The organism is Nocardia sp. IBHARD005 (assembly GCF_052814245.1).
The window spans coordinates 5637965-5652965 of sequence record NZ_CP199935.1 but is presented as its reverse complement, the minus strand read 5'-3'; the positions used below and the strand labels follow the sequence as shown (position 1 = coordinate 5652965).

Below are 15001 nucleotides of genomic sequence, written 5' to 3'. Positions count from 1 at the left end.
GACAGAATCGGATACCGCGTCCAATGAGGACGCCGCAATTGGCGATCGGGTGACGACGTCGAAGCTGACAGAATCGGATACCGCGTCCAATGAGGACGCCGCAATTGGCGATCGGGTGACGAAGCCAAAGCTGACAGAATCGGGTACCGCGTCAGATATGGACGCCGCAATGGGGGATCGGGTGACAGAGCCGAAGTTGACCGAGTCGAGTACCGAATCCGCTGATGATGTCTCCACCGACGGTGGGGTGCGCCGCACCGTGCTACCCGGTGGTCTGCGCGTGGTCACCGAACACGTGCCCGGCGTGCGCTCCGCCTCCGTCGGGGTGTGGGTCGGCGTCGGTTCGCGCGACGAGGGCCCCACCGTGGCAGGTGCCGCGCACTTCCTCGAACACCTGCTGTTCAAGGCGACGCCGACCCGCACCGCCCTCGACATCGCGCAGTCCATGGACGCGGTCGGCGGCGAACTCAACGCGTTCACCGCCAAGGAACAGACCTGCTACTACGCCCACGTCATCGACGAGGACCTGCCACTGGCGGTCGACCTCGTCTCGGACGTGGTGCTCAACGGTCTGTGCCGCGCGGTCGACGTCGACGTGGAGCGCCAGGTCGTGCTCGAAGAGATCGCGATGCGCGACGACGACCCTGAAGACCTGGTCGCCGACTCGTTCCTCACCGCCATGTTCGGCGACCACCCGATCGGGCGCCCGGTGATCGGCAGCGTCGAATCCATCGAGAACATGCAGGCCGCTCAGCTGCGCGGCTTCCATCAGCGCCGCTACCGGCCCGAGCGCATGGTGGTCGCGGTGGCGGGCAATGTGGCCCATGAGCGCGTCGTGGAACTGGTGCACCGCGCGTTCGGGCCGCACCTGGACACCACCGCCGAACCCGCGCCGCGTCGCGAGGGGAAGTTCCGCGCCCACGGCGCACCCGGGCTGATCAGGATCAATCGCGACAGTGAACAGACCCACCTCGCCTTCGGTGTACGCGCGTTCGGCAGGCACGAAGGCCAGCAGCGCTGGCCACTGTCGATCCTCAACACCATCGTCGGCGGAGGCCTGAGTTCTCGTCTGTTCCAACGCATCCGGGAAGAGCGCGGCCTGGCCTACTCGGTGTACTCGAGCGTCGACACCTTCGCCGACACCGGCTCGTTCTCGGTCTCGCTCGGCTGTCAGCCCGAAAACCTCGGCCAGGTAACAACGCTGGCGCGTGACGTGCTCGACGAGATCGCGGTCAACGGTGTCACCGACGCCGAATGCGCAAGGGCCAAGGGTTCTTTGCGCGGCGGGCTGGTGCTCGGCCTCGAGGACTCCGCATCCCGGATGAACCGCATCGGCCGCAGCGAACTCAGCTACGGCAACCACCGCAGCGTGTCGGCCACCCTGGCCCGCATCGACGCCGTCACCACCGAGGAAGTCAGCGACATCGCCCGCACGCTGCTCGCCCGTCCCTACGGTGCGGCGGTCTCTGGCCCCTATCGGCGCACCCGCGACCTGCCTGTCTCGGTGCGAAAGCTCGTCGAGCGCTGAGCAATTCGGCCGATTCGGTCGTCACGGTGCTCGTGAACGGCCACCGGGTGTCCGGTCCGTCAGTCCTTTCTGTGGGGCGAACTCGGTAGGCGCGTGGGGGATGCTGGTCTCGCGGACCGAGCCTGGCACCGGGATCGATGGCGGCGACGTCGACCAGCGGGTCCGCGGCTGAGGCGCGATGTGGCGGGCTCGGGTGCCTGGACATCAGATCTCGAACCGGTACGGTGCGTTCGGATAGCGCACAGGGGGAGGTGATCGGTCATGCCGGTGCAGGTGGCGCTCGAACGGGCGCGCGTGGCCAGGGAGATCGGGCGGATCGAGGAGGCGCGGCGGATTCTCGGGACGGCGTTGCTGGCGGCGCCCGACGATCCGGACGTGCTGGTCGCGCTGGCGGACATCGCCTACGACCTGGACGAATACGACGACGCGGTGCGATTGGCCGGTCAAGCGCTGTTCGCCGATCCTGATTCCGACCGCGCGCACGTCCTGGTGGCGATGGCGTACTCGATGCGCGCGGAGTGGGACCTCGCGCTAGAGCACGGCTACACCGCTGCCAGGCTTCGGCCCCACGACGCGGCGACACTGCTGTTGCTGGCGTTGTTGCACACCAGCGGTCCACGCAAGGACAAGGATCGGGCGCGCGCGGCCCTGGTCGAGGCGGTCGCGCGGGAGCCGAACGACGCCGACGTCCACTGCTCGGCGGCCGAGACCTATCAGCGGCTCGGCGATCCAGAAGCCGCGCGCCATCACGTCACCGCGGGGTTGGCGATCGACCCGCTGCACGTCGACCTGCTCCGCATGCAGGCGCGGGTGGAGTTCGCGGGATTCGACGGTGGCCGCAACGCCGCCGTCGCGACCCTGCGCGGCCTGCTCGCGAACGCGCCGACCGATACCAGGGCGCGGCGCTTGCTCGCCGAAGTCCACTGGCGGGCACTGCTACGGCTGGCCGCGTGGGTCTGGGCATTCGCGGGTTGCTTTGCGGCCGTGGCGATGTGGGCGCCGCCGATCGTGTTGCGAGTGCTCTCCCCGATGATGTTCGCGGCGCTGCCGCTGGCCTGGTACGGGGTGTTTCGCAAGCTGCGCCGGCGACTACCGCCGGGTTATCTGCGGGCCAGGGTGCTGCGGCGGCCGCGGGTGGTGTTCGCGCTCGCCGCGCTGGCGATATCGGGGCTGATCGTGGATCTGGGTGCGATCGTGATGCGGTCGGAATTCGCCGGGCTGGTGCGCGTGGGGTGCGTCCTGCTGGTGCTCGGTGCCCTCGGCGCGGCCTTCGGGCATGTGCTGCTGTTCACGGCGTGGATGCGGCGTGGTCTCGATGATCCCGACCCGGAGGACGGTTTGGACTTCGCCGCCATTCAGGTTGTCGTCCTCGGCATCTGCGTGGTGCCGCTGGTCGTCGTCGCAGGGTTCGCCCGCGGGTGGGCGCGCCAGCCCGCGGTGTTCGGTGCGCTGGTCGCCGTGCTCGCTGTCGTGTTCGTCACCCTGCTGGTCGAGGCCGGGATCACGGTCTGGCTCGACCGGCGCGCGTTCCGGCACACCTGGGGGATTGTCGCGATCTCGCTGTGCATCCTGGTGCCGCTCGCGGGGGCCGGTCTCGCGGTGCGGTGGGGTGGCGGCGAGATCTTCACCGGTGAGGTCCGGGGGCGGGAGTTGGTGAGGGCGCCGACACCGCCGACCACCACCCGTCCGTTGCCGACGATCCCGAGTCGACTGTTGCCGACGCACCTGCGGCCACGGCTGACGACGGTGGTGCCGGAGCCTACGGCGCAACGCTAGACATCACGCCCAGAGCAGGCCAGGGCGACCACCGGCCGGTTCGTGTGCTCGGCCGGGGGTGGCAGTCACTCGGCCCGGTCGAGAGGCGCGCCGGCGCGGTTGGCGGCGTCGACGATCGAGGGGAGCAGGCCGGGGAGGGCGTGCTCGATGGCGTCGGTACGCAGGTTCTGGAAGGTCTGGCCATCGATGGTCAGGCGCTCGATCAGGCCCGCTTCGCGCAGGATCTTGAAGTGGTGGGTCGCGGTGGATTTGTTGATCGCGTCGTAGAGGGCCGCGCAGCGGATGGGGGCGGCCGCGTTGCTCAGGCGCCGGACCATTTCCAGGCGGACGGGATCGTGCAGGGCGCCGAGGACGGTGGGGAGCGCGGCGACCGGTTTGGTCGGCGCCGAGGGTAGATATTTAGCCTGTGTCATGAGTTACCTCACTCGGGGTTTGATAGTCATCATACTCGGCGTAGCCTGAGGCTCGTTCGATGGTTATCAAACTTTGCTGATGGGGCTGATAGTGGCAGCGACAACGATGGCGCCGGTCGAGGCCGGGCAGCGCTGGGCGTACGGGCTCGTCCTTGCCGCGAGTGCGGTGGCGCTCGGGGTGTCCGGGGCGCCCGCTCCGCTCTATGGGATCTATGAGACCGAGTGGCATCTGTCGCCGCTGACCACGACCATGGTTTTCGCCGTGTACGCCTTCGCGGCGCTCGGTGCGGTGCTCGTCTCCGGGCGGATCTCCGACGTGGTCGGCCGCAAGCCGGTGATGATCGGTGCCTTCGCGACCATGATTGTCGGGCTGGTCGTCTTCCTGCTCGCCGATTCGGTACCGATGTTGTTGCTGGCCAGGGCATTGCACGGGGCGGCAGTCGGAGCCACTGTCGTCGCGGGTGCCGCGGCGCTGCTCGACCTGCGGCCCGAGCGTGGTGCGCGTTCCGGGCAGCTCAGTGGTGTCGCGTTCAATGTCGGCATCGCGGTCGCGGTCCTTGGCACCGCGGTCCTCGCGCAGTACGCGCCCTCGCCGCTGCGCACGCCTTATGTGGTGATCGCGGTGGTGTGTCTGGCCGCGGGGGCGGGCATCCTCGCGCTGCGTGAACCGCACACCACCCGCGTGAAGGCGCGCATCACCATCGCGAAACCCTCTGTCCCGCACGAGATCAGAGCCGACTTCTGGTTCTCCGCGATCGGCGTGATGGCCGCCTGGTCGGTGCTGGGCGTGCTGCTGTCGCTGTATCCGTCACTGGCCGCGGCGAAGACCGGCATGCACAACCTGGTGTTCGGTGGCGTCGTTGTCGCGAGCACCGCGTTGTCGGCCGCCTTGGCCCAGTTGCTCGCCACCGGCATTCCGGCGCGGCGCGCCGCGGTGATCGGCGACCTCGGCATGGCCGCGGCGCTGCTGGCCACCATCCCGGCGCTGGCCACCAAACAGCCTGCCGTCGTGATCGTCGCGGGCCTGGTACTCGGCGCCACCTTCGGGCTCGGTTTCGGTGGATCGCTGCGGCACCTGGCCGAAGTCGTCCCGCACGATCGCCGGGGCGAAACCATGTCGGCCTACTACCTGCTCGCCTATTCGGCGATGGCGTTGCCGACCCTGGCGGCCGGCTGGGCGGCGACGACATGGGGGATCGCGACGGTATTCCCGTGGTTCATCGTGATCGTGTCGGTGGCGTGTGTGTGCGCCGCGCTGCTGGGTCTGCGCGGGACCAGGGCTGCCGCGAAACCGGTGTGAACCACAGGCCGGTCTCGCGGAAAGCGGGACCGGCCTGGGTGATCACTCGGGCCAGCCGCCGTACGGAACGGTGATCAGTTCCAGGAAGTGGCCGTTGGGGTCGAGGAAATAGACGCCACGACCGCCGTCGTTGTGATTGATCTCGTTGACCCCGTGCTGCTGGGGGTCGGCCCAATGGTCCAGCTGGTAGCGCTGGATCTTGGCGTAGGCCGCATCGAACTCGGCCTCCGAGACCAGGAACGCGTAGTGCTGTGGCTGGATCTCGGAAACGAAGGGCGCAACCTTGGCGAAATCGAAGGCCGCTCCGTGATCGAGGGCGATCGGAATGAACGGCCCCCACTCTTTTCCTATGTCCAACCCGAGGATGTCCGCCCAGAATTCGGCGGTTTCCCGATTATCGCGACATCCGACAATGGTGTGATTGAACTGCACTGACAGGGGATTTCTCCTTAGTTTGTGATGGCACCGACCCTGGGCTCGGTACGAGGCGGCCAACAGGAGCACCATCACCGAGATCGAGGTTAGCGACAGACCCCGGAACCTGTAAAGGGCTCTCGCGTTGACGTCCTCCACGCCCCAAATGGCGAGGATTCCTCCCACGGCGCTCGCGCACCATTGGCGGTGGGTTCCTGTTTCACAGGGGCTTGCCTTCCGCTAAGCGGCTGGACTCACAGCCCCTCCGCAGGCGTTTAACCTCTCAGCGCGTCCCGCCGCGAGGATATTCTTGGCCGCGTTCAGATCACGGTCATGGACCACACCACAGGCGCACGTCCACTCCCGCACGTGCAACGGTTTCTTGTCCCCGACCACACCGCACACCGAACACAACCGGGTGGACGGGAACCAACGGTCCACCCTCGAGAAACGCCGCCCATACCGGGCGGCTTTCTCCTCCACCATGCGTATGAACATGGCCCACCCAGCATCATGAACCGACTTCGCCAACCGAGTACGCGCCAAACCCTGCACACACAAATCTTCGACATACACCGCTTGGTTGTCGCGGATAATCCGTGTCGAGTGCTTATGCGCCCAATCCCGGCGTGTGTCGGCCACCCTGGCGTGCGCCTTGGCGACCTCGATCCGAGCCTTGGCCCGGTTCGCGGAGCCTTTCTGCTTGCGCGACAACCCTTGTTGGGCTTTGCGGAGTCGGCGCTCGGCTCGGCGCAGGAACTTCGGCGAGGCTACCGTCTTGCCGTCCGACAGGACGGCGAACGTTGACAGGCCCAGGTCGATACCCACCTCGGAATCGACCGACGGCAGCGGCTGGTCCTCGACTGCGACGACGAACGACGCGAAGTATCGTCCCGCCGCGTCCCTGATGACCGTCACCGACGAGGGACCCGAGGGCAGTTCCCGTGACCAGCGCACGTCCAGGTCGCCGATCTTCGGTAGTCGCAGCTTCCCGCCGGCGGTGACCGCGAACCTGGCGTTTTTCGTGAACCGGATCGCTTGGCGGTTGTCCTTGCGGGACCGGAACCTCGGCGGCGCTACCCGCGCACCTCGACGTTTACCTGTCGCGGACCCGAAGAAGTTGCGGTAGGCGATGTTCAGGTCGGCCAGTGCTTGTTGTAGCGCCACCGACGACACCTCGCCGAGCCACGCCCGTTCCGGGGTCCTCTTGGCTTCGGTCAACGCTTTCGACAGCTCGGCGTCGGTCACGTACGGCAACCCGGCCTCGCGGGCCTGTTGCCGCAACCGCAACCCGTCGTTGTACACCACCCGCGCGCACCCGAACGCCCGCGCTAACGCTACTTGCTGGCCGGGCGTCGGGTAGACGCGGAAGTTATACCGCAACAACATAACCCAAGGATGCCTTGGGTTAATGGCTACAGAACTTCAGGTACGGACAGGCAGGCACTGTGTTTCGCGCTACATGCTCAAATGGTTTTCGTCACCACGTATCGACATCGAGTGTTCTCAGCGCGCCACCTCGATCGAATGGAGCAGATCACGGCCGCAGTGCGCCGACTTCGAGTGCGAGTTGGTCGAGTTCAACGGCGAAGCCGACCACGTGCACCTGCTCGTGAACTTCCCACCGAAGGTCGCGCTGTCGCGGCTGGTGAACTCGCTCAAAGGGGGTGTCGTCGCGGCGCCTGCGCGAAGAGTTCCCCGAGCTGGTGCGCCACTATTGGGCGGGCGCAACGGTTGCGGTCGGGTTCCTACTTCGCCGGTTCGGTCGGTGGCGCTGCGATCTCGGTATTACGGCAGTACATCGAGGGCAGGCGCGTCCGGTTCAGGGTACGCCCGGGTCTTGGCGGCCCTCCCGCGTGGGCTTTCACCACCGCCGTGGCGGGCGGCGCACGAGCCCGCATTTCGGTAGCGTCGCGAGCATGAAGATTCGTGGAGCCGTTCTGGAACGGATCGCCGACCCGGCGCCGTTCGCCGATTCGCGGCCGATCACCGTGTGCGACCTGGAATTGGCCGAACCGGGTCCGGGCGAATTGCTGGTGCGGATCGAAGCGGCCGGCCTGTGCCATTCGGATCTGTCGGTGGTGGACGGAAATCGGGTGCGGCCGGTGCCGATGCTGCTCGGCCACGAAGCCGCGGGCATCGTCGAATCGGTGGGCGCCGGCGTCGACGACGTGACGCTCGGGCAGCGAGTCGTGATGACGTTCCTGCCGCGCTGCGGTGACTGCCCTGGCTGCGCGAGCAACGGGCGCACGCCGTGCGGTCCGGGCAGTGTGGCCAACAACGCGGGCGAACTGCTCGGCGGCGGGCGACGGCTCACCCGCGACGGCGAGCAGGTGCACCACCACCTCGGCGTCTCCGGCTTCGCCACGCACGCGGTGGTGGACCGGCGTTCGGTCGTGCCCGTCGACGACGACGTGCCGCCCGAGGTGGCGGCGGTGCTCGGTTGCGCGGTGCTCACCGGCGGCGGCGCGCTGCTCAACGCGGCGAAACCCGGTGCGGGAGAACGGATCATGGTGGTCGGGCTCGGCGGGGTGGGGATGGCGGCCGTGCTCGTCGCGGTCTCGCTCGGCCTCGGTGAGGTGATCGCCGTCGATACCGTGCCCGAAAAGCTCTCACTCGCACGCGAATTCGGTGTGACAGTGGCCTGCACACCGGGCGAGGTCGCCGAGCAGGGCATCGTGGCCGAGGTGGTGATCGAAGCGGCGGGCAACGTGCGCGCGTTCGAAACCGCGGTCGCCGCAACGGCACCCGGTGGCGTCACCGTGACGGTCGGCCTGCCCGCGCCTACCGCCACCGCCGCGATCTCCCCGCTGGCCTTGGTCGCGCAGGGTCGCACCATCATCGGCAGCTACCTCGGCTCCGCGGTCCCCGCCCGCGACATCCCCGAGTATGTGCGGATGTGGCGCGCGGGCAAGCTGCCATTGGAACGGCTGGTCTCGGCCCGCATCGGACTCGACGAGGTGAACCAGGCAATGGACGATCTCGCGGCCGGCGCGGCGCTGCGACAGGTGATCGTCTTCGACTGATACCTCGCTCCGCCGGATGGTGTGAGGTCGGCGCCGCGCCGCTGTTGGCTGCTCGATAGGCTGCCACGAGCAAGCTGAGTCGAGGACGAGGAGATGCGGTGACCATTCGGGTCGGAGTGCTCGGAGCACGCGGCAAGGTCGGGCAGGCGATCTGCGCGGCGGTGGAGGCGGCGCCCGATCTGGAGCTGGTGGCGCAGGTAGACAAAGGTGACGCGCTCGAGACGTTCACCGAGAACGGCACCCAAGTGGTCGTCGATTTCACCCACCCCGATGTGGTGATGGGCAACCTGAAGTTCCTGATCTCCAACGGCATCCACGCGGTCGTCGGCACCACCGGCTTCGACGAGGCCCGCCTCGCCGAGGTGCGCGGCCAGCTGGCGCAGCGGCCCGAGGTGGGGGTGCTGATCGCGCCGAACTTCGCCATCGGCGCTGTGCTGTCGATGCACTTCGCCGAGCAGGCGGCACGGTTCTTCGACTCGGTCGAGGTCATCGAGCTGCACCACCCGAACAAGGCCGACGCGCCATCGGGCACCGCCTACCGCACCGCCGCGGTGATCGCCGCGGCCCGCGCCGAGGCCGGGGTCGGAATCAGCCCCGATGCCACCACCACCGAACTCGAGGGTGCGCGCGGCGCCGACGTCGACGGTGTGCGGGTGCATTCGGTGCGCCTGGCCGGGCTCGTCGCCCACCAGGAGGTGCTGTTCGGCACGCAGGGTGAGACCCTGACCATCCGCCACGACTCCATCGACCGGTCCTCGTTCGCGCCGGGTGTGCTGCTCGGGGTGCGCGAGATCGCCGGGCGGCCCGGTCTGACCGTCGGGCTCGACCCGTTCCTGGATCTGTGAGCACCTCCGACGCGCAGCGACCTGATCGGCAGGTCCTGAAAACCGTTGCGGTCGTGGCATTTCTGGTCGTCGCGCTGTTGTTCTACTTCGTCCGGCTCGGCGGGCTCGCCATCGCCTACATCGCCGACGGCACGTTCGCGGGTATCGCGATCGGCATCGGCATGCTGCTGCTGCCTGTTGTCGGCATCTGGATCCTGTGGGCGACCTTGAGCGCGGCGTTCGATCATCAACGGCTGGCCCGGCGTATCCACGAGGAGGGCCTCGAGGTCGACACCTCGCAACTGCCGCGCCGACCCTCCGGCCGGATCGAACGCGCCGCAGCTGATGCCCTGTTCGCCCAGGTCAAGACCGAGTGGGAAGCCGACCCGGACAACTGGCGCACCTCCTATCGGCTGGCCCGCGCCTACGACTACGCCGGTGACCGAGGCCGCGCCCGCGACACCATGTGCCGCGCGGTGGCACTGGAAAAAATGGAACGCAACCCAGGAGAGTAGCGAGCCCATGGCCCGGTTGCTGATCATCCACCACACCCCATCGCCGCACACCCAGGCGATGTTCGAAGCGGTCCTCGCCGGGGCGAGCGACCCGGAGATCGAGGGGGTCGAGGTGGTGCGCCGGGCCGCGCTGGCGGTGACCGCCGTCGACGTGCTCGAAGCCGACGGCTACCTGCTCGGCACCCCGGCCAACCTCGGCTACATGAGCGGCGCGCTCAAACACGCTTTCGACACGATCTACTACCCGTGCCTGGACTCGACCGGCGGTCGTCCCTATGGCCTCTACCTGCACGGTAACGAGGGCACCGAGGGCGCCGAGAGCAGCGTGGAGCGGATCACCACCGGGTTGGGCTGGCAGCGCGCCGCCCAGGCGGTCGTGGTCACGGGACCGCCGAGCAAGGCTGATCTGGAGAAATGCTGGGAACTCGGCGCGACCATCGCCGCCGGTCTGATGAACTGAGTTGGCTCCGCCCCGAATATTGGTGGGCTGACACGCGGGCTCGGGATGCGGTAGAACTCGAGACCGACGTGTTGCGGGCTGGCCGCGGTGGGTGTTCGACGAGGGGGAGTGGTCGGTGAGCGAGCTGGAGCAGACGCGCACGGTGGCACGGGTCGGTCTGGTGGAGGATCACGAGTCGGTGGCGATCGGGTTGGCGGCCATGCTCGGCCCTGAACCCGATCTGGAACTGGTGGCGGTGGCGGAATCGGTCGGCGGGCTGCTCGCCGAGACCACCGACCTCGATCTCGTCGTCCTCGACCTGCGTCTGCCCGACGGGTCGACGCCAGAGGACAATGTCACCGCACTGCGCGAACGCGGCATCGAGGTGCTGGTCTTCACCGGCGCCGACAACGCCTTTCTGGTTCGCTCCGCCGCCAAGGCGGGCGTGCTCGGGGTGCTGCGCAAGTCCGAGAGTGTGGCGACGGTGGTCGCGGCGGTGCGCCGGGCCGCGTCCGGAGAGCAGGTGGTGACCACCGACTGGGCCGCCGCCATCGACGGTGATCCGAAGCTCTCCGACGTCGGGCTCAGCCCGCGTCAGGAGGAAGTGCTGATGCTGTACGCCTCGGGGGAGAAGGCCTCGCGGGTGGCCCGGCTGACCGGGCTGTCGGAACAGACCGTCAACGACTACCTGGGCCGCATCCGGCAGAAGTACTCCGACGCGGGCCGGCCCGCCCCGACCAAGACCGATCTGTACAAACGGGCCGTCGAGGACGGGTGGCTGCCCGTGCCGGAGAGGCAGCAGCACACGTGAGTGATCTCGCGGTCGCGACGGCGCCCGCACCGGTCGGCGACGCCGAATTCTCGCGGGCGGCGACCGAACAGATCCTGCGCAGGCTCGGGCTGGTGATCGGGACCGGCGCCATGATCGTGATGGTGCTGGAACTGCCCGCGGTGCTGGTTCAGCCCGTCAACCAGTCCCTCTGGCCGGAACTGCATCTGGTGTCGGCGTATCTGATGTTCGGGGCGCTGGCGATCGTGTCGCCGCGCGGCCCCGCCCACGCGATCCGGCGCACCGCCGCCGCGGCTGCCGGGTGTTATCTCGTGGCGACGGTGGCGACGCCGCTGGTGTATTCGGTGGTCCACATCGGTTCGTTCGCGTCCTGGCCCTATCGCGGGCTGGCCGTGGGTGTGATGGCCGCGGGGCTCGCGTGGCCGCGGCACGGTGCGGCCGGCTTCGGGGCCGTGCTCGCGGTGGCGACCAGTGTGTCGAATGCCCTTGTCGTGCCGGGCAGTTCGATGTGGGCGTTGTTCGGCGACATCACCAGGGGGCTCGGCGTGGCAGCGCTGTTCCTGTGGTGTGTGGTGTACGCGCGCGCCGCCGCCGAACGTGTCGACCGGGAAGCGGTCCGCCAGCGCAGCCGAGCGGCGGCGGTCGCGGCGACGGCGGCCAGGGAACGCGAGGGGGCGCGTTTCGCGGCACTCATCCACGACCTGGTGCTCTCGACCCTGCTGGAAGCCTCGCGTGCGCAGCAGTCCTCGTCGGTGCTGCGCAACCAGGCCGGGCGCACCCTCGAACAGCTCGAGCAGTCGCGGACCGCGCCCGAGATCGAGCACCTCGACGCCGCCGCGACGATCGAATTCCTGCGCGAGGCGGTGCGTGCGGTGGAGTCCGGGATTGCGGTGCAGGTGTCCTCGCGGCGCGCGGCTGATCTGTACCTGCCGATCGAGGCCGCTCAGGTGCTCGGGGCCGCGCTCTCGGAGGCGGTGCGCAACAGCTTGCGCCATGCCGACGTCGCGGGCCGGACGGTGCGGCGCGGTGTGGCGGTCACGATCGCGACCGGGGGGATCCGGGTGGTGCTCTCCGATGACGGCGCCGGGTTCGACCCGGCCCGGGTGCCTGCCGATCGGATGGGGATCGCCGGCAGCATCCTTGGCCGGATGCGCGCGCTCGCCGGCGGCGCGGCATTCGTGGAATCGGCGCCGGGCGCGGGGACCGTGGTGACTCTGGTGTGGGGTAGTTGATGGTCGAGCGTGATCTGCCGTTCGCGATGCGCGACCTGTTCGGCCTCAGCGACGGCACGGCGTGGCTGTTCGTGGTGATCTTCGAAGCCACCATCGTGATGTATCTGCGGGTGAATTTCGAGATCGCGCCACCCGCGGCCGCATTCGCCGCGCTGGTGCTGATGACCGTGGCGGCGCTGGTGGTGCTGGTGTTCCCGGTGGATCCGCTGCCGTGGGCCGCCACGATCTTCGTGGCGTGCGCGGGGCCAGCGGCGATGGCGCTGACCGTGCCGTGGCTCGAAAGCGCGTCGGGGTTCTCCCACCAGCTGTGGACCGCCTATCCGACGTCGTATCTGCTGGCGATATTGGTCCTGCGCGGGCGGATAGTGTCGGCCTGGCTCGGCGTGGCCGCCGCCGCGACGGTCCTGATCACGATGGGCGTGTTCACCACCTGGCATGCCGAAACCGTGGTGCGCGCGCTGACCCCGATCGCCACGGTCGGCGCGGTGACGGTGTTCATGGCGATCATCCGGCCCACCCAGCGTTCGCTGCGGGAACTGCGCAGCGAGGCCAATCGCCGGGCGGCGACCGAGGCCGCGCTGGCCGCGGCCAATGCCGAGCGTGATCGTCAGCTGGGGGCGCTGGACCGGGTGGCCGGGCCACTGCTCGCCCGCATCGCCGCGGGGATCGAGCTCACCGACACCGAACGCGAACAGTGCAGGCTGCTCGAAGCCGAACTGCGCGACGGGCTTCGGGCGCCGCAACTGGTCACCGACCGGCTCAGCGCCGCGGCGCGCGGGGCCCGATCGCGCGGGGTCGAGGTCACTCTGCTCGACGACGGCGGCTTCCGCGGGGTGCCGGAATGGGTGCGCCACAACGTGATCGAGGCCGCGGTCGGCGAACTCGACATGGCGGGAGCGGGCTCGGTGACCGTGCGGGTGCTGCCGGTCGGCAGGCGCTGGGTGGCGACCGTGCTGGCTGCCGCGCCGGGCGGGGATCGCCGGACCGAGATCGATACCGCGGGCGAGGTCCGGGTCTCCACCTGAGCGCCGATCACTTGTCGGACCCCTGTGTCAGGCTGAGGCCATGCAGCGGATGAATGCGGCGCAGGCCCGTCGAACGGCGCTGGCCGCGCAGGGCTTCGGCAAGCGAAGGCCGGCCAACCCGAAGCGGCGGGCCGTGCTCGATGTGGTCGCCAGAACCCGTCTGCTGCAAATAGATTCGGTATCGGCGGTGGTGCGCGCGCACTACGCGCCGGTGTTCAGCCGGATCGGCCCCTACGATCGCAGCCTGCTCGACGGTGCCGCCTGGAGCGACAGCGCGAAGGCGCGACGGGGGCTGGTGGAGTACTGGGCACACGAGGCCGCGCTGATCCCGGTCGCCGATTGGCCGTTGCTGCGCTGGCGGATGGCGCAGTACCGGCACGGGCGCTGGTCGGGCATGCGCAAGGTCGTCGAACGCAATCCGACGCTGGGCAAGGACATTCTCGATGTCGTGACCGAGGTGGGCGCGGCGAGCGCGGGGGAGATCGAACGTCATCTGGAGCTGGACAAGCCACGTCCGAAGGGGACCTGGTGGAACCTGAGCGATACCAAGATGATCTGTGAGCAGCTCTTCGCCGCGGGTGAGCTGTCCACCGCGCGCCGGGTCGGGTTCACCCGGCACTACGACCTCACCGAACGGGTCGTCCCGGCCGATGTGCTCGACCGGGAGATCGGCGAGGACGATGCCGTGCGCGAGCTGATCCGCCGGGCAGGCCGCGCCCTCGGTATCGGCACTGAGGCCGACCTGCGCGACTACTACCGTCTGGCCCGTCGCCAGAGTGCCCCGGCGATCGCGGAGCTGGTCGACGCGGGCGAACTGCTGCCGGTCGATGTCGAGGGCTGGGATGCGCCCGCCTACCTGCACCCGGAGGCCGCCACCCCGCGCCGGATCACCGGGACCGCGCTGCTGTGCCCGTTCGATCCGCTGATCTTCTTCCGCCCGCGCACCCAGCGGGTCTTCGACTTCCACTACCGGATCGAGATCTACACCCCCGAACCCGAACGGGTGCACGGCTATTACGTCTTCCCGCTACTCGTCGACGGCAAGCTCGTCGGCCGGGTGGATCTGCGCGCCGAACGCGCCACCGGCCGACTGCTCGCCCCCGGCGCGTTCGCCGAACCCGGCTACGCCACCGCGGAGACCGCCCAGACATTAGGCGGGGCGCTCCGGGAAATGGCCGACTGGCTCGAACTCGACGAAGTCGTTATCGGCGAACGCGGCGACCTGGCCCCGCTGCTCTGATTCTGACGTCTTCGACTGTGCCTACCAGCCCTTGCCGCCGTATCCGCGCATCTGATCCTTCAGCGCGCCGCTGACGGCACCGGAGAGCCAGGAGTTCAGCGACTGTCCGTTCTGCTGGGCCGCCTCCTCCGCGCGCGACTTGAGCTGTTCGACCAGTCGCAGGGTGACCCGGCTGATATCGCCGGTCATCTCCTCGAAAGTCTGGGGTTCCTCCGCCCCCGGCGGCGTGTTCTTGCGCACGTCGGCTTTCGCCTCGGTGCCCTCCAGACGGACGTGCACGGTGCGGTCACCGAGTTCGGTACTGATCTCGGCGGCCAGTTCCGACAGCGCCGAGAGCAGCACCAGGCGGCTCGAGCTCTCCACCGCCGCGGCGAGGGCGGCGGCGGTGGCCTGCGTTTTCTCGTCGCCGAGCGCGGCGGCGGCGATCAGTTCCTCGCGCAACCGCGCGGTATGAGCATTCAGATCCATGACATCAGTGT

15 protein-coding genes and 1 pseudogene are annotated in these 15001 nt (G+C 68.8%); 12 read left to right on the top strand and 4 right to left on the bottom strand.

Annotated features, from left to right (window positions below):
* Positions 1–169: 169 nt before the first annotated feature.
* Together ACTWPB_RS26650 and ACTWPB_RS26645 are read left to right on the top strand one after the other, a co-directional pair.
* Positions 170–1528: a M16 family metallopeptidase gene (locus tag ACTWPB_RS26650; RefSeq protein WP_446226497.1), complete on the top strand. Its 1359-nt coding sequence runs from the start codon at positions 170–172 to the stop codon at positions 1526–1528.
* Positions 1529–1789: 261 nt separating this feature from the next.
* Complete coding sequence (locus ACTWPB_RS26645; RefSeq protein ID WP_446223241.1) at positions 1790–3304, top strand: tetratricopeptide repeat protein; 1515 nt, start codon at positions 1790–1792, stop codon at positions 3302–3304.
* A 65-nt stretch (positions 3305–3369) separates the two neighbouring features.
* Here ACTWPB_RS26645 and ACTWPB_RS26640 read toward each other — a convergent pair whose 3' ends face one another.
* Positions 3370–3717, bottom strand: a complete 348-nt coding sequence (locus ACTWPB_RS26640) for an ArsR/SmtB family transcription factor (protein WP_446223240.1) — start codon at positions 3715–3717, stop codon at positions 3370–3372.
* A gap of 79 nt (positions 3718–3796) precedes the next feature.
* Here ACTWPB_RS26640 and ACTWPB_RS26635 point away from each other — a divergent pair, with 79 nt between their 5' ends.
* The gene (locus tag ACTWPB_RS26635) at positions 3797–5017 is read left to right on the top strand and encodes an MFS transporter (RefSeq protein WP_446223239.1); all 1221 of its coding nucleotides are present in this window, start codon (positions 3797–3799) and stop codon (positions 5015–5017) included.
* Positions 5018–5059: 42 nt separating this feature from the next.
* On the opposite strand, the gene ACTWPB_RS26630 is transcribed toward ACTWPB_RS26635, so the two are convergent.
* Both ACTWPB_RS26630 and ACTWPB_RS26625 read right to left on the bottom strand, forming a co-directional pair.
* A complete protein-coding gene (locus ACTWPB_RS26630; protein WP_446226496.1) occupies positions 5060–5455 on the bottom strand; it encodes a VOC family protein in 396 nt (131 codons plus the stop codon).
* A gap of 216 nt (positions 5456–5671) precedes the next feature.
* On the bottom strand, positions 5672–6820 hold the full coding sequence (locus ACTWPB_RS26625) for an RNA-guided endonuclease InsQ/TnpB family protein (protein ID WP_446223238.1): 1149 nt from the start codon (positions 6818–6820) through the stop codon (positions 5672–5674).
* Positions 6821–6842: 22 nt separating this feature from the next.
* Between ACTWPB_RS26625 and tnpA the strand changes: the two are divergent.
* The 9 genes and pseudogenes from tnpA to ACTWPB_RS26580 all read left to right on the top strand — a co-directional run.
* A pseudogene (tnpA, locus tag ACTWPB_RS26620) lies at positions 6843–7246 on the top strand (IS200/IS605 family transposase); the annotation flags it as partial.
* A gap of 104 nt (positions 7247–7350) precedes the next feature.
* A complete protein-coding gene (locus ACTWPB_RS26615) occupies positions 7351–8457 on the top strand; it encodes an alcohol dehydrogenase catalytic domain-containing protein (protein ID WP_446223237.1) in 1107 nt (368 codons plus the stop codon).
* 98 nt (positions 8458–8555) lie between these two features.
* Positions 8556–9302 carry a 4-hydroxy-tetrahydrodipicolinate reductase gene (gene dapB, locus ACTWPB_RS26610; RefSeq protein ID WP_446223236.1) on the top strand — a complete coding sequence of 249 codons (747 nt, stop codon included), beginning with the start codon at positions 8556–8558 and terminating at the stop codon, positions 9300–9302.
* On the top strand, positions 9299–9796 hold the full coding sequence (locus tag ACTWPB_RS26605) for a hypothetical protein (RefSeq protein ID WP_446223235.1): 498 nt from the start codon (positions 9299–9301) through the stop codon (positions 9794–9796). Before dapB ends, ACTWPB_RS26605 begins: the two co-directional genes overlap by 4 nt.
* Positions 9797–9803: 7 nt before the next feature.
* Positions 9804–10256, top strand: coding sequence for a flavodoxin family protein (locus ACTWPB_RS26600; protein WP_446223234.1), 453 nt, complete (start codon positions 9804–9806; stop codon positions 10254–10256).
* Between the two features lie 115 nt (positions 10257–10371).
* Positions 10372–11046, top strand: coding sequence for a response regulator (locus ACTWPB_RS26595; RefSeq protein WP_446223233.1), 675 nt, complete (start codon positions 10372–10374; stop codon positions 11044–11046).
* Positions 11043–12257, top strand: a complete 1215-nt coding sequence (locus ACTWPB_RS26590; RefSeq protein WP_446223232.1) for a sensor histidine kinase — start codon at positions 11043–11045, stop codon at positions 12255–12257. The genes ACTWPB_RS26595 and ACTWPB_RS26590 overlap by 4 nt, the downstream gene beginning before the upstream one ends.
* A complete protein-coding gene (locus tag ACTWPB_RS26585) occupies positions 12257–13282 on the top strand; it encodes a hypothetical protein (protein WP_446223231.1) in 1026 nt (341 codons plus the stop codon). Before ACTWPB_RS26590 ends, ACTWPB_RS26585 begins: the two co-directional genes overlap by 1 nt.
* A 40-nt stretch (positions 13283–13322) precedes the next feature.
* On the top strand, positions 13323–14522 hold the full coding sequence (locus ACTWPB_RS26580; protein WP_446223230.1) for a winged helix-turn-helix domain-containing protein: 1200 nt from the start codon (positions 13323–13325) through the stop codon (positions 14520–14522).
* Between the two features lie 21 nt (positions 14523–14543).
* Here the strand turns inward: ACTWPB_RS26580 and ACTWPB_RS26575 are convergent, their stop codons facing one another.
* Complete coding sequence (locus tag ACTWPB_RS26575; protein ID WP_056811459.1) at positions 14544–14990, bottom strand: hypothetical protein; 447 nt, start codon at positions 14988–14990, stop codon at positions 14544–14546.
* Between the last annotated feature and the right edge of the window lie 11 nt (positions 14991–15001).